Origin of the sequence: Sphingomonas changbaiensis NBRC 104936, from assembly GCF_000974765.1 — a bacterium.
In the GTDB taxonomy this organism is placed as follows: domain Bacteria; phylum Pseudomonadota; class Alphaproteobacteria; order Sphingomonadales; family Sphingomonadaceae; genus Sphingomonas_B; species Sphingomonas_B changbaiensis.
The window spans coordinates 1-24,600 of record NZ_BBWU01000046.1 but is presented as its reverse complement, the minus strand read 5'-3'; the positions used below and the strand labels follow the sequence as shown (position 1 = coordinate 24,600).

At 67.2% G+C, this 24,600-nt stretch carries 26 protein-coding genes; 5 read left to right on the top strand and 21 right to left on the bottom strand.

Annotated features, from left to right (window positions below):
* Window positions 1–123 precede the first annotated feature (123 nt).
* Window positions 124–1,572 carry a class II fumarate hydratase gene (gene fumC, locus SCH01S_RS12320; RefSeq protein WP_084689555.1) on the top strand — a complete coding sequence of 483 codons (1,449 nt, stop codon included), beginning with the start codon at window positions 124–126 and terminating at the stop codon, window positions 1,570–1,572.
* 92 nt (window positions 1,573–1,664) lie between these two features.
* Here the strand turns inward: fumC and rfbA are convergent, their stop codons facing one another.
* From rfbA to SCH01S_RS16540, 7 genes are all read right to left on the bottom strand, one after another.
* Window positions 1,665–2,537: a glucose-1-phosphate thymidylyltransferase RfbA gene (rfbA, locus tag SCH01S_RS12315; RefSeq protein WP_046349119.1), complete on the bottom strand. Its 873-nt coding sequence runs from the start codon at window positions 2,535–2,537 to the stop codon at window positions 1,665–1,667.
* Entirely contained in the window at window positions 2,538–3,392 is an 855-nt protein-coding gene (gene rfbD, locus SCH01S_RS12310) for a dTDP-4-dehydrorhamnose reductase (protein ID WP_046349118.1), read from the bottom strand. It lies immediately after the preceding gene.
* Window positions 3,389–4,450, bottom strand: coding sequence for a dTDP-glucose 4,6-dehydratase (gene rfbB / locus SCH01S_RS12305; RefSeq protein WP_046349117.1), 1,062 nt, complete (start codon window positions 4,448–4,450; stop codon window positions 3,389–3,391). Before rfbB ends, rfbD begins: the two co-directional genes overlap by 4 nt.
* Complete coding sequence (gene rfbC / locus SCH01S_RS12300) at window positions 4,450–5,013, bottom strand: dTDP-4-dehydrorhamnose 3,5-epimerase (RefSeq protein WP_046349116.1); 564 nt, start codon at window positions 5,011–5,013, stop codon at window positions 4,450–4,452. The genes rfbB and rfbC overlap by 1 nt, the downstream gene beginning before the upstream one ends.
* Before the next feature lie 31 nt (window positions 5,014–5,044).
* A complete protein-coding gene (locus SCH01S_RS12295) occupies window positions 5,045–5,362 on the bottom strand; it encodes a phasin family protein (protein ID WP_046349115.1) in 318 nt (105 codons plus the stop codon).
* Window positions 5,355–6,809 carry a WS/DGAT/MGAT family O-acyltransferase gene (locus tag SCH01S_RS12290; protein ID WP_046349114.1) on the bottom strand — a complete coding sequence of 485 codons (1,455 nt, stop codon included), beginning with the start codon at window positions 6,807–6,809 and terminating at the stop codon, window positions 5,355–5,357. Before SCH01S_RS12290 ends, SCH01S_RS12295 begins: the two co-directional genes overlap by 8 nt.
* Before the next feature lie 78 nt (window positions 6,810–6,887).
* A complete protein-coding gene (locus tag SCH01S_RS16540; protein ID WP_157032917.1) occupies window positions 6,888–7,058 on the bottom strand; it encodes a hypothetical protein in 171 nt (56 codons plus the stop codon).
* 316 nt (window positions 7,059–7,374) lie between these two features.
* Between SCH01S_RS16540 and SCH01S_RS12285 the strand changes: the two genes are divergently transcribed.
* Window positions 7,375–7,956 carry a PilZ domain-containing protein gene (locus SCH01S_RS12285; RefSeq protein ID WP_046349113.1) on the top strand — a complete coding sequence of 194 codons (582 nt, stop codon included), beginning with the start codon at window positions 7,375–7,377 and terminating at the stop codon, window positions 7,954–7,956.
* 9 nt (window positions 7,957–7,965) lie between these two features.
* Here SCH01S_RS12285 and msrA read toward each other — a convergent pair whose 3' ends face one another.
* The 5 genes from msrA to SCH01S_RS12265 form a co-directional block, all read right to left on the bottom strand.
* Window positions 7,966–8,646, bottom strand: coding sequence for a peptide-methionine (S)-S-oxide reductase MsrA (gene msrA, locus SCH01S_RS12280; protein WP_046349112.1), 681 nt, complete (start codon window positions 8,644–8,646; stop codon window positions 7,966–7,968).
* A gap of 5 nt (window positions 8,647–8,651) precedes the next feature.
* A complete protein-coding gene (locus SCH01S_RS16810) occupies window positions 8,652–8,792 on the bottom strand; it encodes a hypothetical protein (protein WP_169746392.1) in 141 nt (46 codons plus the stop codon).
* Window positions 8,793–8,939: 147 nt separating this feature from the next.
* Complete coding sequence (locus SCH01S_RS12275; RefSeq protein WP_046349111.1) at window positions 8,940–10,142, bottom strand: pyridoxal phosphate-dependent aminotransferase; 1,203 nt, start codon at window positions 10,140–10,142, stop codon at window positions 8,940–8,942.
* 31 nt (window positions 10,143–10,173) lie between these two features.
* Window positions 10,174–11,877: an aminodeoxychorismate synthase component I gene (gene pabB / locus SCH01S_RS12270; protein ID WP_046349110.1), complete on the bottom strand. Its 1,704-nt coding sequence runs from the start codon at window positions 11,875–11,877 to the stop codon at window positions 10,174–10,176.
* A 71-nt stretch (window positions 11,878–11,948) separates the two neighbouring features.
* Entirely contained in the window at window positions 11,949–12,338 is a 390-nt protein-coding gene (locus tag SCH01S_RS12265) for a PRC-barrel domain-containing protein (protein ID WP_046349109.1), read from the bottom strand.
* A gap of 92 nt (window positions 12,339–12,430) precedes the next feature.
* Here SCH01S_RS12265 and SCH01S_RS12260 point away from each other — a divergent pair, with 92 nt between their 5' ends.
* Window positions 12,431–13,090, top strand: a complete 660-nt coding sequence (locus tag SCH01S_RS12260; RefSeq protein WP_046349108.1) for an MBL fold metallo-hydrolase — start codon at window positions 12,431–12,433, stop codon at window positions 13,088–13,090.
* Here the strand turns inward: SCH01S_RS12260 and SCH01S_RS12255 are convergent.
* From SCH01S_RS12255 to ubiA, 9 genes are all read right to left on the bottom strand, one after another.
* Window positions 13,087–14,100 carry a sterol desaturase family protein gene (locus tag SCH01S_RS12255; protein WP_245612255.1) on the bottom strand — a complete coding sequence of 338 codons (1,014 nt, stop codon included), beginning with the start codon at window positions 14,098–14,100 and terminating at the stop codon, window positions 13,087–13,089. The two genes, SCH01S_RS12260 and SCH01S_RS12255, sit on opposite strands and share 4 nt — an antisense overlap.
* A 96-nt stretch (window positions 14,101–14,196) precedes the next feature.
* Window positions 14,197–14,496 carry a hypothetical protein gene (locus SCH01S_RS12250; RefSeq protein ID WP_052733926.1) on the bottom strand — a complete coding sequence of 100 codons (300 nt, stop codon included), beginning with the start codon at window positions 14,494–14,496 and terminating at the stop codon, window positions 14,197–14,199.
* Window positions 14,493–14,918 (bottom strand): protein tyrosine phosphatase family protein, encoded by a 426-nt coding sequence (locus SCH01S_RS12245; protein ID WP_046349107.1) that lies wholly within the window; start codon window positions 14,916–14,918, stop codon window positions 14,493–14,495. Before SCH01S_RS12245 ends, SCH01S_RS12250 begins: the two co-directional genes overlap by 4 nt.
* 71 nt (window positions 14,919–14,989) lie before the next feature.
* Window positions 14,990–16,747 carry a DNA helicase RecQ gene (gene recQ / locus SCH01S_RS12240; RefSeq protein WP_046349106.1) on the bottom strand — a complete coding sequence of 586 codons (1,758 nt, stop codon included), beginning with the start codon at window positions 16,745–16,747 and terminating at the stop codon, window positions 14,990–14,992.
* A gap of 89 nt (window positions 16,748–16,836) precedes the next feature.
* Complete coding sequence (locus tag SCH01S_RS12235; RefSeq protein WP_046349105.1) at window positions 16,837–17,889, bottom strand: LLM class flavin-dependent oxidoreductase; 1,053 nt, start codon at window positions 17,887–17,889, stop codon at window positions 16,837–16,839.
* A gap of 5 nt (window positions 17,890–17,894) precedes the next feature.
* The gene (gene nhaA, locus SCH01S_RS12230; RefSeq protein ID WP_046349104.1) at window positions 17,895–19,085 is read right to left on the bottom strand and encodes a Na+/H+ antiporter NhaA; all 1,191 of its coding nucleotides are present in this window, start codon (window positions 19,083–19,085) and stop codon (window positions 17,895–17,897) included.
* A gap of 74 nt (window positions 19,086–19,159) precedes the next feature.
* Window positions 19,160–19,939 carry an inositol monophosphatase family protein gene (locus SCH01S_RS12225; RefSeq protein WP_046349103.1) on the bottom strand — a complete coding sequence of 260 codons (780 nt, stop codon included), beginning with the start codon at window positions 19,937–19,939 and terminating at the stop codon, window positions 19,160–19,162.
* Window positions 19,932–21,278 (bottom strand): TldD/PmbA family protein, encoded by a 1,347-nt coding sequence (locus tag SCH01S_RS12220; RefSeq protein WP_046349102.1) that lies wholly within the window; start codon window positions 21,276–21,278, stop codon window positions 19,932–19,934. Before SCH01S_RS12220 ends, SCH01S_RS12225 begins: the two co-directional genes overlap by 8 nt.
* A gap of 24 nt (window positions 21,279–21,302) precedes the next feature.
* Entirely contained in the window at window positions 21,303–22,217 is a 915-nt protein-coding gene (gene ubiA / locus SCH01S_RS12215) for a 4-hydroxybenzoate octaprenyltransferase (protein ID WP_046349101.1), read from the bottom strand.
* A gap of 122 nt (window positions 22,218–22,339) precedes the next feature.
* Here ubiA and SCH01S_RS12210 point away from each other — a divergent pair, with 122 nt between their 5' ends.
* Both SCH01S_RS12210 and SCH01S_RS12205 read left to right on the top strand, forming a co-directional pair.
* The gene (locus SCH01S_RS12210) at window positions 22,340–23,089 is read left to right on the top strand and encodes a 16S rRNA (uracil(1498)-N(3))-methyltransferase (RefSeq protein ID WP_046349100.1); all 750 of its coding nucleotides are present in this window, start codon (window positions 22,340–22,342) and stop codon (window positions 23,087–23,089) included.
* Window positions 23,090–23,148: 59 nt separating this feature from the next.
* Window positions 23,149–24,522, top strand: coding sequence for a glutamate--cysteine ligase (locus SCH01S_RS12205; protein WP_046349099.1), 1,374 nt, complete (start codon window positions 23,149–23,151; stop codon window positions 24,520–24,522).
* The last annotated feature ends 78 nt before the right edge of the window (window positions 24,523–24,600 follow it).

The window sequence follows — 24,600 nt, the reverse complement described above, 5'->3', positions numbered from 1 at the left end:
CTCGCGCTTGCGAGCGCGAGCGGGGAGAGGGTGATGTGGTACAGCGCCCGGGACCCTCACCCCGCTCGGCCCCGCCGGGCCGAGTCGCCCTCTCCCCTGGAGGGAGAGGGTTAGGAGAAGCAGATGACCGACACCCGCACCGAAACCGACTCGATCGGCCCGATCGACGTCCCCGCCTCCGCCTATTGGGGGGCGCAGACGCAGCGGTCGATCGAGAATTTTCCGTTCGGGCCGACCGAGCGGATGCCGATCGGGATCGTGCATGCGCTCGCGATCGTGAAGCAGGCCGCGGCGCGGGTGAATCGCAAGCACGGCCTGCCGGCCGAGATCGCCGACGCGATCGAGGCGGCGGCGGCGGACGTCGCGGCGGGCACGTTCGACGATCAGTTCCCGCTCGTCATCTGGCAGACCGGGTCCGGCACCCAGACCAACATGAACGTGAACGAGGTGATCGCCGGTATCGCCAACGAGCGGCTGGCGGGCACGCGCGGCGGCAAGGCGCCGGTGCATCCGAATGATCATGTCAACATGAGCCAGTCGTCGAACGACAGCTTTCCGACCGCGATGCACATCGCGGCGGCGCTGGCCGCGACAGCGCAGCTGTTCCCGGCGCTCGATCGGCTACACGCCGCGCTCGATGCCAAGGCGAAAGCTTGGGACGACATCGTCAAGATCGGCCGCACCCACCTCCAGGACGCGACGCCGCTGACGCTGGGCCAGGAATTCTCGGGCTATGCGCATCAGCTCTATCGCTGCCGCAAGCGGATCGAGCCGGCGGTCATGCAGGGCATGATGGCACTGGCGCAGGGCGGGACGGCGGTCGGCACCGGCCTCAATGCGCCCGCTGGCTTCGGAGAAGAGGTCGCGGCCGAAATCGCAGCCATCACCGGCCTGCCGTTCCGCACTGCCGACAACAAGTTCGAAGCGCTCGGGTCCAACGACCCGATCGTGCACCTGTCCGGCACGCTGAACACGCTCGCAGTCGCGCTGACGAAAATCGCGAACGACATGCGCCTGCTCGGCTCCGGCCCGCGATCAGGCTTGGGCGAGTTGGAGTTGCCGGCGAACGAGCCGGGCAGCTCGATCATGCCGGGCAAGGTGAACCCAACCCAGGCCGAGATGCTGACGATGGTCGCGGCCCAGGTGATCGGCAACAACACCGCGATCACCGTCGGCGGGCTGCAAGGCCATCTGGAGCTGAATGTCTTCAAGCCGATGATCGCGGCCGCGGTGCTTCGCTCGATTCATCTGCTCAGCGTCGGCATGGAGAGCTGTGCCGAGCGGATGGTCGAAGGCACCGAGCCCAACCGCGCCCGCATCGCCGAGCTGGTCGATCGCTCGCTGATGCTGGTGACGGCACTGGCGCCTGAGATCGGCTACGACAATGCCGCGAAGATCGCGAAGCACGCCCACGCCAAGGGCCTGACGCTGAAGGAAGCGGGACTGGAGCTGGGGTTGGTGGACGCGGAAACGTTCGATCGCGTGGTGCGGCCGGAAAGCATGGTCGGGACCGAACGGGGCAGCACCTCTCCCCTGCGGGGAGAGGTCGAGACGGCGAAGCCGTCCGGGTGAGGGGGTTCTGAGCTCCTTCAGCGAGCGCCGAGCCCCCTCACCCCGCTCGCGCTTCGCGCGAGTCGCCTCTCCCCGCAGGGGAGAGGGGCAAGTCAGCCGCGCCCGTCCGCCAGCTCGATTAGTGCGCGGCCATAGGCCGTTTTCTCGAACAGCTGCCCGCGTTCGCGCAGGGCATCCGCGCTGATCCAGCCATTGTGGAACGCGATTTCCTCGAGGCTGGCGATCTGGACACCCTGGCGTTTCTGCAGCGTGCGGACGAACTCGCTCGCCTCCAGCAGGCTGTCGTGGGTGCCGGTGTCGAGCCAGGCAAAGCCGCGGCCCATCCGTTCGACGTAGAGCTCGCCCGCGTCCATGTACATGCGGTTGAGGTCGGTGATCTCGAGCTCGCCGCGCGCGGAGGGCTTCACCTGGGCGGCGAAGTCGGTGACGCGCTCGTCGTAGAAATAGAGGCCGGTGACGGCCCAGCTCGACTTGGGCGCCTTCGGCTTTTCCTCGATGCTCAGCGCGCGGCCCTCGCCGTCCAGCTCGACCACGCCATAGGCCGTGGGGTCCTCGACATGATAGGCGAAGACGGTCGCGCCCCTGGTTCGTGCGCGGGCGTTTTGCATCAGATTGCCCAGGCCGGCGCCGAAGAAGATGTTGTCGCCCAGCACCAGCGCGCCGGGGCCGGCGGCCAGGAAATCGCGGCCGATCACGAAAGCCTGGGCCAGGCCCTCGGGCCGGGGCTGGACGGCATAATCGATCGACAGGCCGAATTGCTCGCCCGTGCCGAACAGGCGCTTGTAGTTGTCGAGATATTCGGGGCTGGAGATGATCAGGATCTCCCGGATCCCCGCCATCATCAGGGCGGAGGTCGGGTAATAGATCATCGGCTTGTCGTAGACCGGCAGCAGCTGCTTGTTGATCGCCAGCGTCGCCGGATGCAGCCGCGTGCCGGAGCCGCCGGCCAGGATAATGCCCTTCACTCAAGCCCCCATAAGTGTGTCGACGACCTCGCCGACCGCATCCTGCCACGGACGCGGGCGGATGCCGAATGTTGCTTGCAGCTTATCGGTGGACAGCCGCGAATTGGCGGGCCGTTTCGCCGGGGTGGGATAGTCGTCTGTCGTGATCGCTTCCACGTCGACATCCATGCCGGCGCGGTCGAAAACGAAGCGCGCCAGTTCGCACCAGCTCGCTTCGCCGGCGTTGACGAAGTGATAGGTGCCGGCGGGTCCACGCTCGGTCGCGATCGTCAGCAGCGCATCGGCGATGTCGATGGCGGAGGTCGGGCAGCCGCGCTGGTCGGCAACGACGCGAAGCTGCTTTCGCTCGGCACCCAGCCGCAGCATCGTCTTCACGAAATTATGACCCCAGGGGCTCACCACCCATGCGGTGCGCAGGATGATGTGATCGGGGTTCGCGCCGCGCACGCCGCGCTCTCCCGCTTCCTTCGAGGCGCCATAGACGCCGAGCGGCGCGACCGGATCATCCTCGATGTAAAAGTCGGACTTCGAGCCGTCGAACACATAGTCCGTCGAGACCTGCAGCAGCCGCAGCCCCCGCGCGCCAGTCGCGAGCGCCAGCAGCTCGGGCGCGACGGCGTTGACCGCATAGGCCCCCTCTGCGTCGCTCTCAGCCTTGTCGACCGCAGTATAGGCGGCGCAGTTGAGGACGGCGCTCCACTCGCGGCTGCCGATCGCGGCCTCGATGGACGCCGGGCTGGTCAGGTCCAGCTCTTCACGCCCAGGCGCGACGATCTCGACGCCGAACCTGGAGCCAAGCTGCCGCAGCGCGGTCCCGACCTGGCCGGTGCCGCCGGTGACGAGGATCGGCCTCAAGCCGTTTTCAGCCCCAGCCGCTCGCCCGAATAGGTGCGGGCAAGGATCGGCCGCCACCAGGCTTCGTTGTCTAGATACCAGCGGATGGTCTTGGCGATGCCGGTCTCGAAGCTTTCTTGGCGGTGCCAGCCGAGCTCCCGCTCCAGCTTGGACGCGTCGATCGCATAGCGGAAGTCGTGGCCGGGGCGGTCGGCGACGAAGCTGATCTGGTCGCGATAGCTCTTGCCGTCGTCGCGCGGGCGGATGTGGTCGAGCGTCTCGCAGATCGTCTCGACGACGGCGAGGTTGGTCCGTTCCGAACGGCCGCCGACCATATAGCTTTCGCCGGGCGTGCCCTTTTCGAAGACGGTCGTCAGCGCGCGCACATGATCGTCGACGTACAGCCAGTCGCGCACGTTTGCGCCCTTGCCGTAGACCGGCAGCGCCTCTCCCGCGAGGCACTTGATGATCATCAGCGGAATCAGCTTTTCAGGGAAGTGGTAAGGCCCGTAATTATTCGAGCAGTTCGTGATCAGCACCGGCAGGCCGTAGGTGTGATGCCAGGCGGAGACGAGATGGTCGGATCCCGCCTTCGAAGCCGAATAGGGCGAGCGCGGGTCGTAGGGCGTCTCTTCGGTGAAATAGCCTTCGCCGCCCAACGCGCCGAACACTTCATCGGTGGAGATGTGATGGAATCGGAACCGCTCCTTCTCCTCGCCTTCCAGCGCACGCCAATAATCGAGCGCGGCGGACAGCATCGTGAAGGTGCCGACCAGGTTGGTTTCGATGAACGCCGCCGGCCCGTCGATCGACCGGTCGACATGGCTTTCGGCGGCGAGGTGCGTGATCACCTCGGGCCGGAATTCGGCGATCAGGGCAGCGATCCGGTCGCGGTCGCAGACGTCCGCCTTGGCGAAACGGTAGCGGTTGCTGTTCCGCACTGGATCGAGCGACGACAGGTTGCCCGCATAGGTGAGCGCGTCGACGTTCAGCACCTCGTGATCGGTGTTCGCGATCAGGTGGCGGACCAGCGCCGAGCCGATGAATCCGGCGCCGCCGGTGACGAGGATTCGAGCCATTATGCGTCCACAAGTTCGAGCGGCCGGCCGTCATAGCCGAAAGGACTGACGAATTCCTTGAAAGACGGCAGCCGGGCATCCTTGTCCGACAGTTCCGGCGCAGCGCCGGGCAGAGGCCAGGAAATGCCGAGATCGGGGTCGTTCCAGGCGATGCCCGCGTCGCAATCGGGCGCGTAGAAGGCATCGACCTTGTAGGCGATCTCCGTTTCCGGCTCGAGCGTCAGGAAGCCATGACCGAAGCCCGCCGGGATGTAGAGCTGCTCGCCGCGTGCAGCGCTGAGCTCGGCCGCCACCCACTGGCCGTAGGTCGGCGAGCCGGCGCGCAGATCGACGGCGACGTCCCAGACCCGGCCCCGCAGACACCGCACCAGCTTGGCCTGGGCGTGCGGCGGTGTCTGGAAATGAATGCCGCGCAGCGTTCCGGCGGGACGCGAATAGGATTGGTTGTCCTGTACCCATTCGCCCCGGATGCCGGCCGCCTCGAAACGGTCGCGCTGCCAGGTTTCGGAAAACCAGCCGCGCGGATCCTCGAAGCGTTTGGGAACAATGCGGACGACGGGCATGCGCGCGGGCCTAACCGCGACCCCTTTCAAGTCAAGCTTTGGGCTCGTCCTTCTTGCCCGACAGGCCGGACATCGCCTCGCGGCCGAAGCTGGCGATCATCTCGCCGATCTCCCGCACCTGGGCCATGCTGCGCGTGCCCTGGTCGCGAACATAGTCGGACTGGACCTTCATCAGGTCGGTGATGCCGCCGGCCTTTGCCGCCGCGCGCAGGGCGGCGAACGCCTGGCGCGTATTTTCCTCGGCATGGTCGATTACCTTCATGCTGAGGGCGGCGCTGTTCTCGGCCGCCTTGGTCGCGCCTTCCTTGACCGCCTCGCCGGCGGCTTTCAGCTTGTCGGGTTCAAGCATGCTGCTTCGCTCCTTTCTTCGGCTTCGCCGCAGGCACGGCGGCGGCCTTCAGCTCCTCATACGCCTTGCGCAGCCCGTCCGCATAGGCAGCCGGATCAGGCATCATCTCGCGATCGGCGGTGAAGCTGATCGCGATCGTGTCGACATAGGAATAGATGGTGTTGATCAGCCCCATCGAATCGAACACCGGCGCGAGCCCATACATCGCGACCATCCTTGCGCCGGCGAAATACAGCGGCACGCGGCTTCCGGGCACGTTCGTCACGACCGTGTTGAACACCGGCGCATGCGCGTTGGCGGCCCCGAGCCGCGTGTAGAGCCGGGCGGCTATTCCCGAGAGGCCGGCCGGCATGAATTGCGAAAAGTCGGTCAGCGTGCGCGCGCCGACCGCATTGGTCAGCGCCTTGGAGTTGACCGCTTCGCCGTGCACATAGCGCAGACGCTCGATCGGATCGCCGATATGGGTGCCGAGCCCGACCACCATGGCCGAGACCAGATTGCCGAGCGCAGCTTTCTCTCCCTCCGCGCGAACCGAAATCGGCGCCATCGCCGTCATCGTCTCCGCCGGCAGCTCCCCCAGTCCCTGAAGATAGTGGCGCAGGCCGCCGCCCACGATCGCCAGAATCACGTCGTTGACCGTCGCGCCGGGCACCGCGTCCTTGATCGCGCGGATATCGGCGAGCGGCATCGGCACGGCATCGAACACGCGGTGCGGGCCGACCTTGCCGTTCAGCCGCGTTTTCGGCGCAAGCTTCTGGTTCGCCAGGCTGACATCGCCTTTGGATACGCTTTGGCTCAGCCGTGCCAGGCCCGGCACGGCCCGCGCCATCGTTTCCGCATATTGCAGCGGCTTGCGCAGCGCGTTGAAATAGCTCTTGACCAGCAGGTCCGCGACGCCCGGCAGGTCGTCCGCTGCCCAGTCGTCGTTCGCGATCCGGTTCGGCTTGTCGGGCGAGAGGTCGTGGATCGCGGCGGACAGCTCGACGCCTGACATGCCGTCGATCGCCGCATGATGCACCTTGGCGAGCAGCGCGAAGCAGCCCTTGGGCAGCCCCTCGATATTGTCCAGGCCCTCGATGATCGTGAATTCCCACAAGGGCTTGGACAGGTCGAGCGGGCGCGAATGCAGCCGCGCCACCTGGATGCAGAGCTGCCGCCAGTCGCCGGGCGCCGGCAGCGCGATGTGGCGGATGTGGAACTCGATATCGAACGCAGGATCCTCGATCCAATAGGGGTGGTCGAGATCGAGCGGCAGCCGCACCAGACGCTGGCGGAAGCTCCGCGCGCCGCCCAGTCGCGAGCCGACGAAATCGAGAATGTCCTTGAACCGCACGAACCCGCCCGGCGCGGTCGAGGGATCGTAGATGCCGACCGAGCCGATGTGCATCGGCGTGTGCGGCGTTTCCAGATAGACGAAGCTCGCGTCCTGCCCGCTCAGCTGCTGCATCGGACTCTCCCCGGATCGTCCGCAGGCTGCCTGATCCGGGAGACAACGGCAAGCGCAGCGTCGCGACCGCTATGCGCGTCAGAGTGTTTCGAGCGCGCCTCGTTCCAGCCGGGCAATCAGCGTCGAGCGCATGCTGCCGACATTTTCCCGGTCATCATAGCCGAGATAAATGACGTCGGGGAGTGGCCGAGGTCGCGCGCGGACGATCGATCGTTTGAATCCGGCGCCCCGCAACAATCCCTTCAGCATCCCTTGCGACCTCTTTTGTGTTCGGATCGCAAACCTGCCGGCGAAAGCTCGGTTCCGGCAAGGCGGAACGTGCGGCGCGACTGTCTCGGAACGGAACAGTCGACCTCAACTCAGCCGAACCTTAAGCTAACCTGTGATATCGAGTTCCGCCTTTACCGTGATTCTACCATCGGCGTTTTCGGCCGAACTTTAAGCCCCCCATCCGATTGTCGCCCCAGCCCGTATTGTCGGGATGCATCGAGTCAGCGGAGCGACATTGTCCTCCGCGAGCAAGGGGCAGGTCATGGTTGCGTTGCGTTTGAAATCGTTTTTCGGAATGGCCGAGGAAGCCGATGAGTGGGAGGACCGCCGCGTTGAGCCGCGCAGCAAGGTCCTGTTGAAGGGCGACGCTTTCCCGGTCGAGGGCTATGCGGCGCTGGTCGTCACGAACATCTCCCGGACCGGGCTTGCGGGCGAGAGCGACACGCCGCTGGAAGTCGATGCACCGCTGCTGTTCAGCGTCGAAGGCAACAAGTTCCATATGGGCACGGTGCGCTGGGTGAAGGGCCGCCGGTTCGGGCTCGACATGGAGGATGCGCTCGGCATCCTTGGGTACGAGAACGAACTCGATCCGGGCTTCCTGCCCACGCACCAGCCGCGCTCGCGGCGTCATGACGTCGAACTGCATGGACGCATCGCGATCGCGCCGCGCTCCGTCAGGGTGACGATTCGCGACGTCTCGCAATCCGGTCTGTGCATCGACACACCCGTCGCGCTGATCGAGCGGCAGCAGGTGATCGTGCGCCTGCGCGACCGACCGCTGATCCTCGCATCGGTCCAGTGGACCGGCGGCGGCAAGGTCGGTGTCCGGACCGCCGACCGAATGGAGACGCTGCGGCTGGTCTACGCTTACGAATAAGGGCGTCGATCAGCCCGCCCAGGCATCCCGCCACAGCGACGGGAAGGCGGCCTTCAGCGCCGTCAGCTTGGGGGCGTCGTTGATCCGGATATACGGATAATTCGGATTCCGGCGCATGAAGTTCTGGTGATAGCTCTCGGCCGGGTAGAAGCCGCCATGCTCGATCCGCGTGACGATCGGGCGCGGATAGGCCTTGGCCGCGGAAAGCTGGGCCAGGTAGGCGCGGGCCACCCGCTCCTGCTCAGCGCCGATCGGGAAGATCGTCGATCGATAGCTGGGGCCGGAATCGGGACCCTGGCGATTCAGTTCGGTCGGATCGTGCGCGACCGCGAAATAGACGCGGAGCAGCGTGCCGTAGCTGATCTGCGACGGATCGAATTGGATGCGCACCGCCTCGGCATGGCCGGTCCGCTCGGTCGAGACCGCGTCGTAATTGGCCGTCTTCGCATCGCCGCCGGCATAGCCCGACGTGACGCTCTTCACGCCCTTCAGATGCTCGAACACGCCCTCCATGCCCCAGAAGCAGCCGCCGGCAAGCACGGCGGTCTGCAGGCCCTTGGCGGGCGGTGCGGTCACTTTCGGGGCAGGGACATTGACCGCTCGGGCGCTCTCCGCGATCGATGCGCCGCCGATCGCCCAGGCGGCGAAGGTCAGCGCTGCCATCGTCGCGACAGAGGAGCGCGCACGCATTTGCGTCACGCCTTGTAGATCGCTTCGATCTTGGCCTTCAGCGTGTCCGTGCCGTCGGCCGGGCTCAACGCGACCAGCGCCGCCGCGCCGAGCAGGAAACCGCCGACGAAGTTACGGAACAGGTCGGAGCGGATCATCGCACGCATCGTGTTCTTCCCATCTTGGCCGCTTCTTCGGCGGCCGGCTCGCTTCAGTTACGAAGCATGTAGCCAGATGGATGCTGGACTGTCTGTGAACAGGGTCACACGCCAGTTCCGGACGATCAAAATATCGGAATGGACGATCAACGCGCCTTATCGAAGCGCCGCGCAGGCCTGCTGGATGCGCGTGCAGGCCTCGTGCAGCAGGTCATCGGAGGTGGCGTAGCTGACGCGGAACGCGGGGGAGACGCCGAACGCGGCGCCCGCGACCGCGGCGACTCGGGCGTGATCGAGGAAATAGTTGATCAGATCGTCATCGGTTTCGATGCGCTTGCCGTCAGGCGTCGTCTTGCCGATGCAGCCGCTCGCGTCGGGATAGACGTAGAACGCCCCTTCCGGTGTGGGGCATACGAGGCCCTGCGCCTGGTTCAGCATGCCGACCACCAGGTCGCGGCGCTTGCGGAACGCCTCCTGCCGTTCAGCGAGAAAGGCCTGCGGGCCGCTCAGCGCTGCGACAGCGGCGGCCTGAGCGACCGAGCACGGATTCGAGGTCGATTGCGACTGCAGCTTCGCCATCGCCTTGATCAGCCAGGCCGGCCCGCCGGCATAGCCGATCCGCCAGCCGGTCATCGCATAGGCTTTGGAGCAGCCATTCTCGGTCAGGATCCGGTCCTTCAGGTCCGGGCAGACCTGCGCCATCGTGGCGAACGGGAAATCGGCGTAGAAAATATGCTCATACATGTCGTCGCTCAAAAGCATCACATGCTCGTGGCGGCGAAGCACCTCGCCCAGCGCCTTGAGCTCGGCAGCCGAATAAGCGGCGCCGCTGGGATTGGACGGGGAGTTCAGGATGACCCACCGGGTCCGCGGCGTGATCGCGGCATCCAGCTGTTCGGGCGTGATCTTGTAGGCCTGGTCGGCGCCGGCGGCGACGATCACCGGCTTCGCGCCCGAAAAGGCAACCACATCCGGGTAGCTGACCCAATAGGGCGCGGGGATCACGACTTCGTCGCCGGCCTCGCAGGTCGCGACGATCGCGTTGAAAATCACGTGCTTGCCGCCGACCCCGACGATGATCTCGTTCGTCTGGTAGTCGAGCCCGTTCTCGCGCGCAAATTTGGCGCGGATCGCGTCCTTCAGCTCGGGCGTGCCGCCGACATCGGTATATTTGGTCTTGCCGGCGCGGATCGCCGCGATCGCCGCCTCTTTCACGAAATCGGGCGTGTCGAAGTCGGGCTCGCCGGCGGACAGGCCGATCACGTCCACACCCTGCCGCTTCAACTCGGCCACGCGCGCGGTCATCGCAAGCGTCTGCGATGGGTGAATGCGATCGAGTGCGGCGGACAGGCGAGGCATGGACGATCCCCCTTGGAAGAACAGGGGGCGGCTATAGCCGACGCAAGCGCGCTCGCAACAGGCCGCGGACGGTGTTGCCGATGCAGAAGCCGTGGGCGAGGTCTTCGGCGCGCAGGTCGGCCTCGACTGCCCGGCCCTGCTCCAGCAGCTCGGCGCGCAGGATGCCGGGCAGCAGTCCGCGGCTCAGCGGCGGCGTCAGCAGCACGCCCTCACGTTCGACGAAAATGCTGGTGAAGCTGCCTTCGGTCAGAAATCCGGCAGGGTCGGTGAACAGGACTTCGAAGCAGCCGGACTTCCGCCGTGCATCGTCATAGAAACCGCGATCGGTGGTCTTGTGCGCCAGCCGGAAGTCTTGCGGATCGACCGGCAGCGGGGCGAGCGCGACTTCGACAGGCTGCTCGGGCTCGCCCAAGGGGCGAACCTCGATCGCGAAATTGCCATCGCGGGAGGCCAGCAGCCGGATCCGTGCCCGATCGCGCAAGCGAAAGGTTGCGGCCTGCAGCTCGTTGCGCGCGGCATGACGGTCGAAGCGAAAGCCCAGTGCTGCGGCGCTCGCCTTCATCCGCGCCATATGGGCGTCGAGGCGAAGCAGGCCGTCAAGAGGATCGAACCCCATCGTCTCGATCAGGTCGAACCGCCGTTCCGAACGCACAAAGGCTCCCTTCGCCAGACATTCGCGCCATTCGGCGGCGGGTTCCGAATCCGAAACGATCCCCGATCCCAGCCCCAGAGTGGCGCGGCCGCATCCCGGCTTCAAGTGCAGCGTACGGATCGCGACGTTAAAGCGGGCTTCGCCATCGGGGTTAATGTGGCCGATCGCGCCGGTGTAGAGGCCGCGGGGCGCGGTCTCGACGTTAGCGATGATCTCCATTGCCCTGAGCTTCGGCGCGCCGGTGATCGAGCCGCATGGAAACAGCGCCTTCAGCACGTCGATTGTGTCGTGGCCCTGGGCCAGCCGGGCGGTGACGGTCGAGACCATCTGCTGCACGGTCGGATAGCGCTCCACGGCGAACAGTTCGGGCACGGCGACGCTGCTCGGTTCGGCGACACGGGAGAGGTCGTTCCGGAGCAGGTCGACGATCATCAGATTCTCGGCGCGCTGCTTCGGGTCGGATCGGAGCAGGTCCGGGTCCGCATCGGGTGCCGCGGTGCCCTTCATCGGCCGCGCGGTGAGCAGGCCGCGTTCGAGCGTGAAGAACAGCTCGGGCGAGAGCGACAGGAACCAGTCCTCCCCCGTCCAGACCAGCGCGCCATGGCTGGCCCGTGCGCGGCGGCGTAGGCCGGCATAGATCGCGCGCGGATCGCCGGCGACCGGCACTGCCGCCGGGAAGGTCAGGTTCGCCTGGTAGATGTCGCCCGCGACGATCGCGTCCTGCACGCGCGCGAGCCGGCCCACATAATCGTCCCGCGTAATCTTAGGCTCGGGAGCGCCGCACCAGCCGCCGGCCGGATTGGGCAGCCACGCCTCGTCATCCACTTCCTCGCGCCGATCGAACAGCCCGAACCATAGCAAGGGCGTATCCGGCTGCCGGAATGTGGGCGCCAGCCGCGGTTCCAGCGCGCATCCCGCTTCATAGGCGATGAAGCCGACCGCGTGGCGATGCTCACCGCGCAGCCTGTCGAGCGCGGGCACGACGTCCTCGATCCGATCCGCACGAACGATTGCCACCGGATCCCGGAACAGCCGTGCCGGGCCACCGGATCGCGCGTCGTCGAGAAGGATGAACGGACCCACGCCCGGCTAGAAGCCGAGCGGGGCCGCTTGGGCAAGCAAATCCTCCCCTTGCAGGGGAGGATTTCGGGACCTCAATACGTTCCGGTCACGCCGTAATAGTCATTGATCTGGCGGCCATAGTCCCGGTCGTAGCGCGGCTCTTCGCCGGCACGATAGCTTGGGCCGCCCTGCAGCCGGTCCTTGCTGATGTTCACGACATAGCCGCCCTTGTCGGTGTCGTAGGTCAGCGTGTTCCACGGCAGCGGGTGATAATTCTCGCCCATGCCGAACAGTCCGCCAAAGCCGAGCACGGCATATTCGACCTTGCCCGAGCGCTTATCGACCATGAAGTTGTACACGTGGCCCAATTTGTCGCCGTCCGAGCCATAGACGGCGGTGCCCTCGACCTTGTTGGAGGCGATCAGGCGATCGGTCTCGTCGGTCGCGACGGCATCGCTCATCGTATTTTGATAGTCAGTCATGTTTTTCTCCTTTCTTGCGAAGAGGAGAACGAGCCACGGCGCGTCCGGTTCTGCGGCTTGTCGAACGCTTCGGCGCACGCCATGTCCGGCCCATGGCCAATCCCCCGCTCAAGGCGGCGATCGTTCCCGTCACGATGCTGCAGCAGAATTGCACTCTCATCTGGTGCACCGAGACCAACAAGGGCGCGTTCGTCGATCCCGGCGGCGACTTGCCGCGGCTGAAGGCGGCGGCGGCCCAGGCCGGGGTCGAGATCGAGAAGATCCTGCTGACCCACGGCCATATCGATCATTGCGGCCAGGCCGGCACGCTCGCCAGGGAATTGGGCGTGCCGATCGAAGGGCCGCACGAAGCCGACCGGTTCTGGATCGCCCGGCTGGAGGATGACGGCCGAAGCTACGGCATCGACGGCAAGCCGTTCGAAAGCGACCGCTGGCTCGTCGATGGCGATCAGGTGACGGTCGGCAACCTGGCCTTCGACGTGCGCCACTGCCCCGGCCACACGCCGGGCCACGTCGTCTTCCATCACCCGGAATCGAAGCTGGCGATCGTCGGCGACGTGCTGTTCCAGGGCTCGATCGGGCGTACCGATTTCCCGATGGGCAATCACGCCGACCTGATTCACGCGATCACGACGCGGCTCTGGCCAATGGGCGACGACACAGCGTTCGTGCCGGGGCATGGCCCGATGTCGACGTTCGGACACGAGCGCAAGACGAACCCGTTCGTGGGGGATCAGGTGCTGGCGGCTTAGCGACTCCCCTCCCTTTTAGGGAGGGGTTGGGGGTGGGTAGCGAGCGCAGCGAACACGTGCGGAGGCGGAGTTTTGCTCGGCCTACGGCCGATACCCACCCCTAGCCCCTCCCTTTCAGGGAGGGGGATTTGGTTGCGCCCCGCCCATTTCTCCCGGATCGTCTCGCTCGTGTCGCGGCTGCCGTCATGGCTCCAGCCGGGCGGGCCGAAGGCGTAGCCGAGCTTGGCCCGCCAGGGGGCAGTCGCGAGGTCCTTCGCGATGCCGACCCATTCGTGGAACGCGGCCCAGAACACGCTGAAACGGCCGAGATTTTTCACCAGCCCATAGCGTGGGCGATCCTCGTCCAGCTCCGGCGTGAAGCTGCCGAACATCTTGTCCCAGACGATGAACACGCCGGCATAATTGCGGTCGAGGTAGCGCGGGTTGGTCGCGTGGTGGACGCGGTGGTGCGAGGGCGTGTTCATCGCTGCCTCGAACCAGCGCGGGCAGCGGCCGATCACTTCGGTGTGAATCCAGAATTGGTAGATCAGGTTCAGCCCGCCGCAGAAGAACACCATCGCCGGCGGAAAGCCGATCAGGAACAAAGGCAGGCGGAACAGGAACGCCAGGCTGAAGAAGCCGGTCCAGGTCTGACGGAGCGCCGTCGACAGGTTGTAGTGTTGACTGGAATGGTGGATGACATGGCTCGCCCAGAACCAGCGCACGCGGTGGGCCGAGCGGTGGAAGACGTAATAAGCGAGATCGTCCAGCACGAAGCAGGCAATCCAGACCCACCAGGCATAGGGAATGTCGAGCAGGCGGAAGCCCCAGACCCACACCGCCATCGCGTAGACCGCGCCCAGGGTGACCGCGCCGACGATCGACGATCCGAAGCCGAGCATCAGCGACGTCAGCGTATCCTTCGGGCAATAACGGCGCCGATCCTTCGCCCGCGCGATCAGCATTTCGACCAGCACCAGCGCGATGAAGCCGGGGACGGCGAAATCGACGGGGTTGGGGAGGTCGGTCACGGGTTCAACCTACCTCTCCTATCGGGAGAGGTCGACTCGGCGCGGGAGCGCCGAGCGGGTGAGGGGATCGGGCGTATCCGGACAGGACATTTCCCCTCACCCCGCTCGCGGCTCCCGCCGCGAGTCGCCCTCTCCCTTTGGGAGAGGGGCAGCGACAAACTGTGCGCCGTGGCGCCTTATGCGCAGCTGGTCACCGTTTTCGCCAGCCACGATCGCGCTCTGCCCATCCTCCGCCAGCACCGCCGACACGGCCACAAACCCCGGCCGCTCCGCCTCGGCGATCCGCATCGCTTCCTCCTCGCTCGCCAGCTCGGCGCCGCCCAGGCCGAGCAGCTTGGCGATCAGTGCCAGCCCGAGCACGCCGGCAAGCGATCCGGCGAGCAGCGTCCAGTTCATTGTGCCGCCAGCGCGTCCAGCATCGGCCGGATCGGGCGGAGGTCATAGCCGGCGCCTTCGGCCTTCTCGATCAGCACCGCCGGATGGTCGCCCATCTTCGCCCGCGCCAGCGCCCACAGGTAGGTCGAGCGCGTACCCGACTTGCAATAGGCGAGCACCGAGCCCTCCGCGTCTTCCAGTGCCTGCACCATTGCGTCGACCTGCGCATGGCTGAAGCCGGCATGGGAGACGGGGATGGCGACATATCGAAGGCCGGCAGCTTCGGCTGCGTCCTTGATCGCCTCGCCCTCGGGCTGGCCCGCTTCCTCGTCGTCGGGACGATTGTTGATCACGACCCGGACCCCGCGAGCGGCAGCTTCGGCCAGGTCGTCAGGCCCGATCTGCGGGGAGACGAGCATGGTTTCGTCGATGGTTCTAAACACGCTTCATCTTATCCGTTCGTGTCGAGCGAAGTCGAGACACCGCTTCTCGACTTCGCTCGAAGCGAACGGATTCAGAATTGTCTCAACACCGCCAGAAACGCGTCTCCGTACGCGTCCAGCTTCCGTGTCCCCACGCCGGTGATCCGCGCCAGCGCCTCACGTGACTGCGGGCGCGCCGCGGCCATCTCGCGCAGCGTCGAATCGTGGAAGACGACGTACGGTGGCACGCCCGCCTCTTCCGCCAGCTCGCGGCGGCAGGTGCGGAGCGCGTCGAACAGCGGATCGCCGACCGGGTTCGGGGCTGAGTCCCGGCGATTCCGCCGCTCGCGCTTGGGCGGGACGATCAGCGAGACCGGTTCCTCGCCTTTCAGGATCGCGCGCGCGGCGGGACCGAATTCGAGTCCGCCATGCGGATTGGTCCGCAGTGCATCGCGCAGCTGCAACGCGCGGCCGACCGGCTTCAGCAGCGCCGAGTCCTCGCCGTCGACGATGCCCCACACCGACAGCGCCTCATGGCCGTTCATCAGGCTGCGCTCGGTCGACTGGCCGGTCAGCACGCTCTCCACATAGCCGGCGCCGAACATCTGGCCGGTGCGGAACACGGCCGACAGGTATTTCCGGGCCAGTTCGGTCGCGTCCACGCCCTGAGGCGGACTGAGGCAATTGTCGCAATTGCCGCACGCTTCGGGCGGATGCTCGCCGAAATAGCGGAGCAGCAGCGCGCGGCGGCAGCTCGGCGTTTCGACCAGGCCTCCCAGCGCCGTCAACCGCGCGCGCTCACCGGGAAGGCGGATTTCGTCCACCTCGCCCAGCCGCTGCCGCGCCTTGGCGAAATCGTCGGCACCCCAGAACATGTGCGCGACCGCCGGCTCGCCGTCACGCCCGGCGCGGCCGGTTTCCTGGTAATAGGCTTCGATCGACTTGGGCAGGCCGGCATGAGCGACGAAGCGCACGTCCGGCTTGTCGATGCCCATGCCGAAGGCGACCGTCGCAACCATCACCATCTCTTCCGACGCGACGAACGCGGCCTGGTTTGCGGCGCGGATCTGCGGCTCCAGCCCGGCGTGATAGGCGCGCACCGGGCGGCCGGTCGCGGCGATCTGCGCCGCCAGCTTCTCCGTCCCCGCCCGCGACTGGACATAGACGATACCGGGCCCCGGCTGCTCGCGCAGCAAATCCGCTATCTGCTGGGTCGTGTTCTGGCGCGGGCTGATCGCATAGCGGATGTTCGGCCGGTCGAAGCCGGCGACGATCAGCCCGTCCGTCGGAATGCCGAGCTGGACCAGAATGTCGTCGCGCGTGTGCGCATCGGCGGTGGCGGTCAGCGCCAGCCGGGGCACGTCCGGAAAACTGTCGAGCAGCGGCCTGAGCAGCCGGTAGTCGGGGCGGAAATCATGCCCCCATTCGGAAACGCAATGCGCCTCGTCGATCGCGAACAGCGCCACTTTCGCGCGTGACAGAAGCTCGCGGAAATGGCCGGCCGAGGCGCGTTCGGGCGCGACGTAGAGCAGGTCGAGATCGCCGGCCTTGAAGCGCTCGATCGTCTCGACGCGATTGTCGTCGGCGGAGGTCAGCGTCGCCGCGCGGATGCCGACCGCGGTCGCCGCGCGCAACTGGTCGTGCATCAGCGCGATCAGCGGCGAGATGACGACGCAGGTGCCCTCCAGCGCGACGGCCGGAAGTTGGTAGCAGAGCGACTTGCCGGCCCCGGTCGGCATCACCGCCAGCGTGCGATCCCCGGCCATGACGCGGTCCACCACTTGCCGCTGGACGCCCCGGAAGTCGTTGAAGCCGAACGTGGAATGGAGGAGGTCGAGAAGGTCGGGCACGGCGTCCCCTTACTGCCGTTCCCGCGGAAGCGGGAACCCCGCTCTTCTTTTCCTTCGCGCCTTCGCGTCTTCGCGTGAACCTATTTTGCTCACGCGAAGCCGCGAAGCCGCGAAGAAGAAGCGGGATCCCCGCTGTCGCGGGTATGACGGGCAAGCCCCATCGCTTGCGCGACCAGCTCGTAGCTCCGTACCCTTGCCGCATGTTCGGGGAGGATGTTGACCAGCATCATTTCGCCGGCGCCGTAGAGATCGGCAACCGCCTTCACTTCCTCGGCCACCTCCGCGCCGGACCCGAGCAACGTCCGGCGTCGCGCGGGCGGGAGCGGGTTGGCCGCGAGCCAGGCTTCGGCCTCCGCGACCGTGGGCACCGGGATCAGGGAACCGCGGACCAGGTGCGCGAACATCATCCGTGCAGGTGCCGCAAGCCGTTCGGCCTCGGCGCGATCCTCGGCCGCGATCGCCCAGACGGCGACCGTCAGCTGCGGTTCGGGGCAGCGCGTGCTGGGCGTGAAATGCTGGCGATAGAGGTTCGCGAGCGGCAGAGCTTCGGAGTTGATGAAGTCGGCGATGCAGTAAGGAAGGCCCATCTGTCCGGCCCAGACCGCGCTGTCGGTCGAGCTGCCGAGCATCCACACCTCCGGGCTCCCGCCCGCGCCCTGCGGCATCGTCGCTTCGAGCGGTTTGAACAGGTGATCGTCCGGAAGCGTGCCTTCCAGATAGCCGAGCAGCTCCGCCACCTGCTCCGGAAAGTCGTTGACCAGCATGCGCTTCGAACGATCACGCTGAAGGGCATAAGCAGTGCGCTGGTCGCTTCCGGGAGCGCGGCCCAGGCCCAGGTCGATCCGCCCCGGCGCCATCGCCCCCAGCAGGCGGAAGGTCTCGGCGACTTTGAACGGCGAATAGTGCGGCAACATGATCCCGCCGGAGCCGACGCGGATGCGCTCCGTCGCAAGCGCCACCGGGCCGATCAGCGCCTCGGGCGCGACCCCGGCCAGCGCAGGCGAGGCGTGATGCTCGGCCAGCCAATAGCGGTGATAGCCGAACCGCTCGGCGGCCCGGGCGAGATCGATCGTGTTGCGGATGGCATCGGCGGCGGTGCCGCCGGCGGGGATCGGCGATTGGTCGAGGACAGAAAGACGCACGCGCTTCAGATAGGAACGCGGCGCCGGTCCGCAAACCGCAGCACCAGCCACCCGGCAAGCGCCGAGAGCAGCGACCCGCACAGGATCCCGATCTTCGCCTCGTCGATCATCTCGGGCCGACGGAAAGCGAGACCGCCGATGAACAGGCTCATCGTGAAGCCGATGCCGCAGAGCAAAGCGACGCCGTAGATCTGCGCCCAGCTCGCGCCGGGGGGCTTGGCCGTCCAGCCCAGCCGCACCGTTGCCCAGACCGCGCCGAACACGCCCAATTGCTTGCCGAGGAACAGGCCGGCGACGATGCCGAGCGGCAGCGGGGCGAACAGCGGCGAATGGCCGAACGCGACCCCGGCATTCACGAAGCCGAACAGCGGCACGATCGCATAGGCGACCCAGGGATGGAGGGCGTGCTCCAGCCGGTGCAGCGGCGAATCCTCGGCATCGGGCGCGCCGGGCGTCCGCTTGATCGGGATCGTCATCGCGGCGAGCACGCCCGCGATCGTCGCGTGCACGCCCGACAGCAGCACCAGATACCAGAGCGCGACGAACGCGATGCCGTAAGGCCAGAGCCGCTTCACGCCCAGGCGGTTCATCGCGATCATCGCCGCCAGCACAACGGCGGCGCCGGCGAGCGCGGCAAGGTTCAGCGCCTCGGTATAGACGGCGGCGATGATCGCGACCGCGCCCATGTCGTCGACGATCGCGACCGTCGTCAGGAACAGCTTCAGCGAACTGGGCGCACGGCTACCCAGCAGCGCCAGCACGCCGATCGCGAAGGCGATGTCGGTCGCCGCCGGGATCGCCCAGCCGTGCGACAGGCCAGGCGTGCCCCCCGTGATGGCCAGGTAGATCAGGGCCGGCGCCGCCATGCCTGCCGCGGCGGCGACGATCGGCAGCCGCCGGTCGGCGGGGCGGGCGAGCTGGCCGTCGATCACCTCGCGCTTGATCTCGAGCCCGACGAGCAGGAAGAATAACGCCATCAGCCCGTCATTGACCCAGAGGTGAACGGTCATCGGCCCCAATTTCGGAGTCAGCTCAGGTCCCGTCGTGGCATGGACGAAAAGCGCATAGGCGTCGCGCGTCGCGGGCAGGTTGGCAGCGATCAGCGCCAGCAGAGCAGCCCCGATCAGCAGGATCCCGCCCGACGCCTCGCTTTCCAGAAAGTCGCGCAAGGCGGAACGGGGGCCGAGCCGGGTCATCGCGCGGGACTGGCGGCAATCCAGAGCTGGTTCAACGGGAAAGCGAAAATAGGGACTGTCCCTATTTTCTGGGGCTACCGCGCACTCGCCTTCATCGCCCGTGCCCAGAGGCGCTGCACCGCCGCCTGGTGAATGCCCGGCACGCTGGCGAGCACGCCGAACGCTTCCGCCTTGGTCGAGTTGAAACGGATCGGCCGGCCGAGCGCGTCGGTGACCATGGCGCCGGCTTCCTTGGCGATCAGCACGGCGGCGGCGATGTCCCATTCGCGGCCCCAGCGCAAAGTCGCGACCAGGTCGACCTCTCCTGCCGCGAGCATCGCGATCCTGAGCGCGATCGAGTTGGGGCGCGGCACGCCGATCAGGTCGGCATCGGTCTTGGGCAAGGTGTCGGCCGGAACGCGCGCGCCGGGCAGTTCGTCGCGGTCGTGGACGCGCAGCCGCTTGCCGTTCAGCCAGGCGCCCTTACCCGCTTCTGCGCGCCATTGCTGGCCGCGCGCCGGCGCATCGAGCACGCCCAGCAGCACGCGCCCGCCCTCGACCAGCGCGACCGAGACCGCCCAGCCGGTGCGGCCGCGGATAAAGTCGCGCGTGCCGTCGATCGGATCGACGACCCAGGTGCGGGTGCCGAGCAGTCGTTCGGCGCTGTCTGCCGTCTCTTCGGAGAGCCAACCGGCATTCGGATCGAGCTTGCCCAAGCGCTCGCGCAGCAGCGCGTCGGCCTCCAGATCCACTTCGCACACCGGGTGACCGGGCACTTTTTCCCAGCGCTTGAAGTCCCCCTGCCAGCGCCGACGCGCCATCGCGCCGACTTCGGCGGCAATCGCACCAACGGCGTCCAGAAGGGACTCAGTCACCGGCGACCGTCATCCCCTCGACCAGCACAGTGGGCGTGTTGACCGCATAGCGAAACTCCAAGTCATTCGCGGCGCTCAGGTTCCGAAACATGTCCTTCAGGTTGCCGGCGATGGTGATCTCGGCGACCGGATGGGCAAGCTGGCCGTCCTCGATCAGGAAGCCGCCAGCGCCGCGGCTGTAATCGCCGGTGACGCCGTTCACGCCCTGGCCGATCAGCTCGGTCACATACAGGCCGCGCTTGATGCCGCCGATCAGCGCGTCGCGCGAAACGGGGCCGGGCGCGACATGCACATTGCTTGCCGACACGCCGGGCGGGCCGCCGACGCCGCGCGCAGCATGGCCGGTGGGCTGGAGATCAAGCTGCCGGGCCGAGGCGCTGTCGAGCATCCAGCCGGTCAGCACGCCGGCATCGATCAGGTTGCCCGGACTTGTCGGCAGCCCCTCGCCGTCGAACGGACGCGAGCGCAGACCGCGAATGCGATGGGGATCGTCGATGATCGTTACGCCTTCGGCAAAGACCTGCTGGCCGAACGATTCGAGCAGGAAGCTTGTCCGTCGCGCGATCGCCGGTCCCGCAATCGCGCCCAGCAAATGGCCGACCAGAGTGCCGCCGACACGCGGATCGAACACGACCGGCATCGGCCCGCTCTGGACCTTGCGCGCGCCGAGCCGCGCGACCGCGCGGTCCCCGGCCAGGCGGCCGATCGCCGCGGCATCGTCCAGGGCGTCCAAATGCCGCACCCAGTGCCAGGCGCCGTCGCGCTGCTTCTGCCCGTCGCGTTCGGCCAGCATGCTCGCCGAGATCGAATGGGCGCTCGCGCCATAGCCGCCGGCGAAGCCGTGGCTGGTCGCGAGCGCGATCTGGCTGCGGCCGGCGCTCGCGCTTGCGCCTTCGCTGTTGGTCACGCCCGCAACCGCGCGGGCCGTTTCTTCGGCCGCGAGCGCGCGGTCCTTCAGCGCCGGCGGGGCGGGTTCGATATGATCGTCAAGATCGAGGTCCGGCGCGGGCCCGCACAGTAACCGATCCTCTGGCGCAAGGCCGGCGAACCGGTCCTCGGGCGCCTCGCGCGCCATCGCGACCGCGCGTGCGGCGAGCGCACGGAGCGATTCCGGCGCGAGGTCGGACGCGGATACGCTCGCCGACCGCTGCCCGACGAACACGCGCAAGCCGATTTCCTCGCCTTCGGACTGGTCGACATTCTCCAGCGCGCCGAGGCGAACATGGACGTCGGTCGACCGGTCGCCATGATACAGCGCGTCGGCAGCATCGGCGCCGGCGCCGCGCGCGGCGGAGACCAGGTCGGAAAGGCGGGATTGCGCGTCGGCGAGGGAAAGCATCGCCGTCGCACTTAGGGGTCCGGGCTAACTGACGCCAGTGCCCACGGTCGCGCAGGCAAGGAAGACCAGCAGGCCGGCGAAGCGGTTCGACCGGAATTTGGTCAGCGCATCGGCGCCGTCCTCCGGCCTCAGCGCGATCACTTGCCAGGCCAGGTGGATCGCCGCGGGCACCAGCGCGACGAACGCAAGCGGATCGGGCCGGACCCACCAGATCGCGGCGCTCCAGAGGATCAGCGCGAGTAGATAGAAGAGGCCGACCCCGGCGCGCACATGCGATCCGAGCCGCAATGCCGACGAGCGGACGCCGATCAGCGCGTCGTCCTCCCTGTCCTGCAGCGCATAGATGGTGTCATAGCCGATCACCCAGGCGATGCTGCCGGCGTAAAGCAGTAGCATCGGCGGGCTTACATGACCCGCGACGGCGGCCCAGCCGACCAGCGCTCCCCAGCTGAACACGATGCCGAGCCAGGCCTGGGGCCACCAGGTGATCCGCTTCATGAACGGATAGGCGGCGACGAACACAAGGCTGCCGACCGCGACGCCTTGCGCGAGCAGCGGCAGCCGGAGCAGCACGACGAACCCGATCGCGCACAGCAGCAGCAGCCACGCCCAAGCGGCCCTGAGCGACACCGCGCCGCTGGCGAGCGGCCGCCCGCGCGTTCGCTCCACCTGCGCATCAAGGTCGCGGTCGACGATGTCGTTGTAGACGCAGCCCGCGCCGCGCATCGCGATGGCGCCGAGCAGCATCCACAAGATCAGGCCGAAGCTGTCGAACGCGCCGCCCGCCAGCGCCACGCCCCAGGCGCAGGGCCAGAACAGCAGCCACCAGCCGATCGGCCGGTCGAGCCGGGCGAGCAGGATGTACGGCCTGAGCGCGCCGGACCGGGCGAGGCGCTGGTGCTCGGTATCGGGGAGGGCGTCTGAGTCGGACGGAATGATATCTAAACTCCGTTCGGGCTGAGCCTGTCGAAGCCCTCCCTTCTTTCTAAGGCCGGTAAAGGGAAAGGGAGGGCTTCGACAAGCTCAGCCCGAACGGTATTGGGGGCTCTGAAGGAGCAAGAATGCCCGCCACCCCCGCCTGGCCGCCGCACAGCGCGCCGCGCCTGTTCATCGACCAGCCCCTCGCCGACGGGATGGAGCTGCGCATCGAAGGCGGGCAGGCGCACTATCTGCTCTCGGTTATGCGGGTGAAGATCGGCGCGGTGGTGAAGCTGTTCGACGATCGCACCGGCGAATGGCTGGGCGAAGTCGCCGCGGCGGCCAAGCGCGACCTGATCGTGCGCATCGTCGCCCGCTTGCGCGAGCGCGAGGGCGTTCCGGACCTATGGCTCTGCGCCGCGCCGATCAAGCGCGGGCGGATCGACTGGGTTGCGGAAAAGGCGTCGGAGCTGGGCGTGGCGCGCCTTGTGCCGGTCGCGACCCGCCGCGCCGTCGTCGACAAACTGAATTACGACCGGCTGCGCGCGCACATGATCGAGGCGGCCGAGCAGTGCGAGCGGACGGCGCTTCCGGAACTGGCGGAGCTGGTGCCGCTCGACGCGCTGCTCCGCGACTGGCCGGCGGAGCGCGCGCTGTTCTTCGCCGACGAGGAAGGCGGCACGCCGATGCTGGAAGCGCTGCGCGATCGAACCGGCCCGGCCGCGATCCTGATCGGACCCGAAGGCGGCTTCGACCCGGCCGAGCGCGAGGCGATCCGCGCCTGTCCAGCGGCGGTGGCGGTCTCGCTCGGCCCTCGCATTCTCCGCGCCGAAACCGCCGCGCTCGCCGCGGTCAGCATCTGGATGGCCGCCGCGGGCGATTGGGCCTTCTAGATTTCTTTCGGTTCCGGGGAGGAGTTGCATTTCCGAACCTTCCTCGTAAGGCGCGCCCGATGAGCACGCGCGAAGAAACCGGCAAAGACGATCCGATCATCGAGGATCGCACCCAGCTGATCACGCTCTTCGCGAGCGGCGAGAAGTCGCGGGACGCTTGGCGAATCGGCACCGAGCACGAGAAATTCGTCTATCGCACCGCCGATCACCGCGCGCCGTCCTATGACGAACCGGGCGGCATCCGCGACCTGCTCTCGGGCCTGACCCGCTTCGGTTGGGAACCGGTCGTCGAGGGCGATAACGTCATCGCGCTACGCGGGCCCGACGGCACGATCAGCCTAGAGCCGGCCGGTCAGCTCGAGCTGTCGGGCGCGCCGCTCGAAAATCTTCACCAGACCTGCGCTGAGACCGGCCGTCACCTGGAACAGGTGAAGGCAGTGGGCGACGAGCTTGGCCTCGGCTTCCTCGGCCTCGGCATGTGGCCGGACAAGACGCGTGCCGAGCTGCCGATCATGCCCAAGGGCCGCTATGCGATCATGCTGCGCCATATGCCGCGGGTGGGCAATCTTGGCCTCGACATGATGCTGCGCACCTGTACCATTCAGGTAAATCTCGATTACGCATCCGAAGCCGATATGGCGAAGAAGTTCCGCGTTGGCCTGGCGCTGCAGCCGCTCGCGACCGCTTTGTTCGCCAACTCCCCGTTTACAGAGGGCAAGCCCAACGGCTTTCTGTCCTACCGCAGCCATATCTGGTCGGACACCGATCCGCATCGCACCGGCATGCTGCCCTTCGTGTTCGAGGACGGGTTCGGGTACGAACGCTATGCCGACTATGCGCTCGACGTGCCGATGTATTTCGTGTTCCGCGACGGCAAATATATCGATGCCGCGGGCCAGAGCTTCCGCGATTTCCTGAAGGGCGAATTGCCGGCGCTGCCGGGCGAGAAGCCGCGCCTGTCCGATTGGTCGGACCATCTTTCGACAGCCTTTCCCGAAGTGCGGTTGAAGACCTTCCTTGAAATGCGCGGGGCCGATGGCGGCCGCTGGAGCCGAATCTGCGCGCTGCCCGCGCTGTGGGTCGGGCTGCTTTACGACAACACCGCGCTCGATGCCGCGTGGGACCTGGTGAAGCCCTGGTCGATGGACGCGCGCGAGGCGCTCCGCAACGACGTGCCTCGGCTTGCGCTCGAGGCGCCGTTGCCGGGCGGCGGCGTGCTCCGCGACATTGCCGGCGAGGTGCTGGAGATTGCCGCCTCGGGCCTGCGCACCCGCGCCCGGCTCAGCAGCGCCGGCGACAGCGAGGTCGGATTCCTCGAGCCGCTGAACGACGTCGTCCGGACCGGCAGGCCGCCGGCGCAGCGCCTCCTCGACCTGTACCACGGCGCCTGGGCGGGCGACCTGCGGCGAATCTACGACGAGTTCAGCTTTTAGACCCTCTCCCCTTGGGGAGAGGGCGACTCGCGAAGCGAGCGGGGTGAGGGGGCTAGAGCGAAGCGTAGCGAGCGTGAT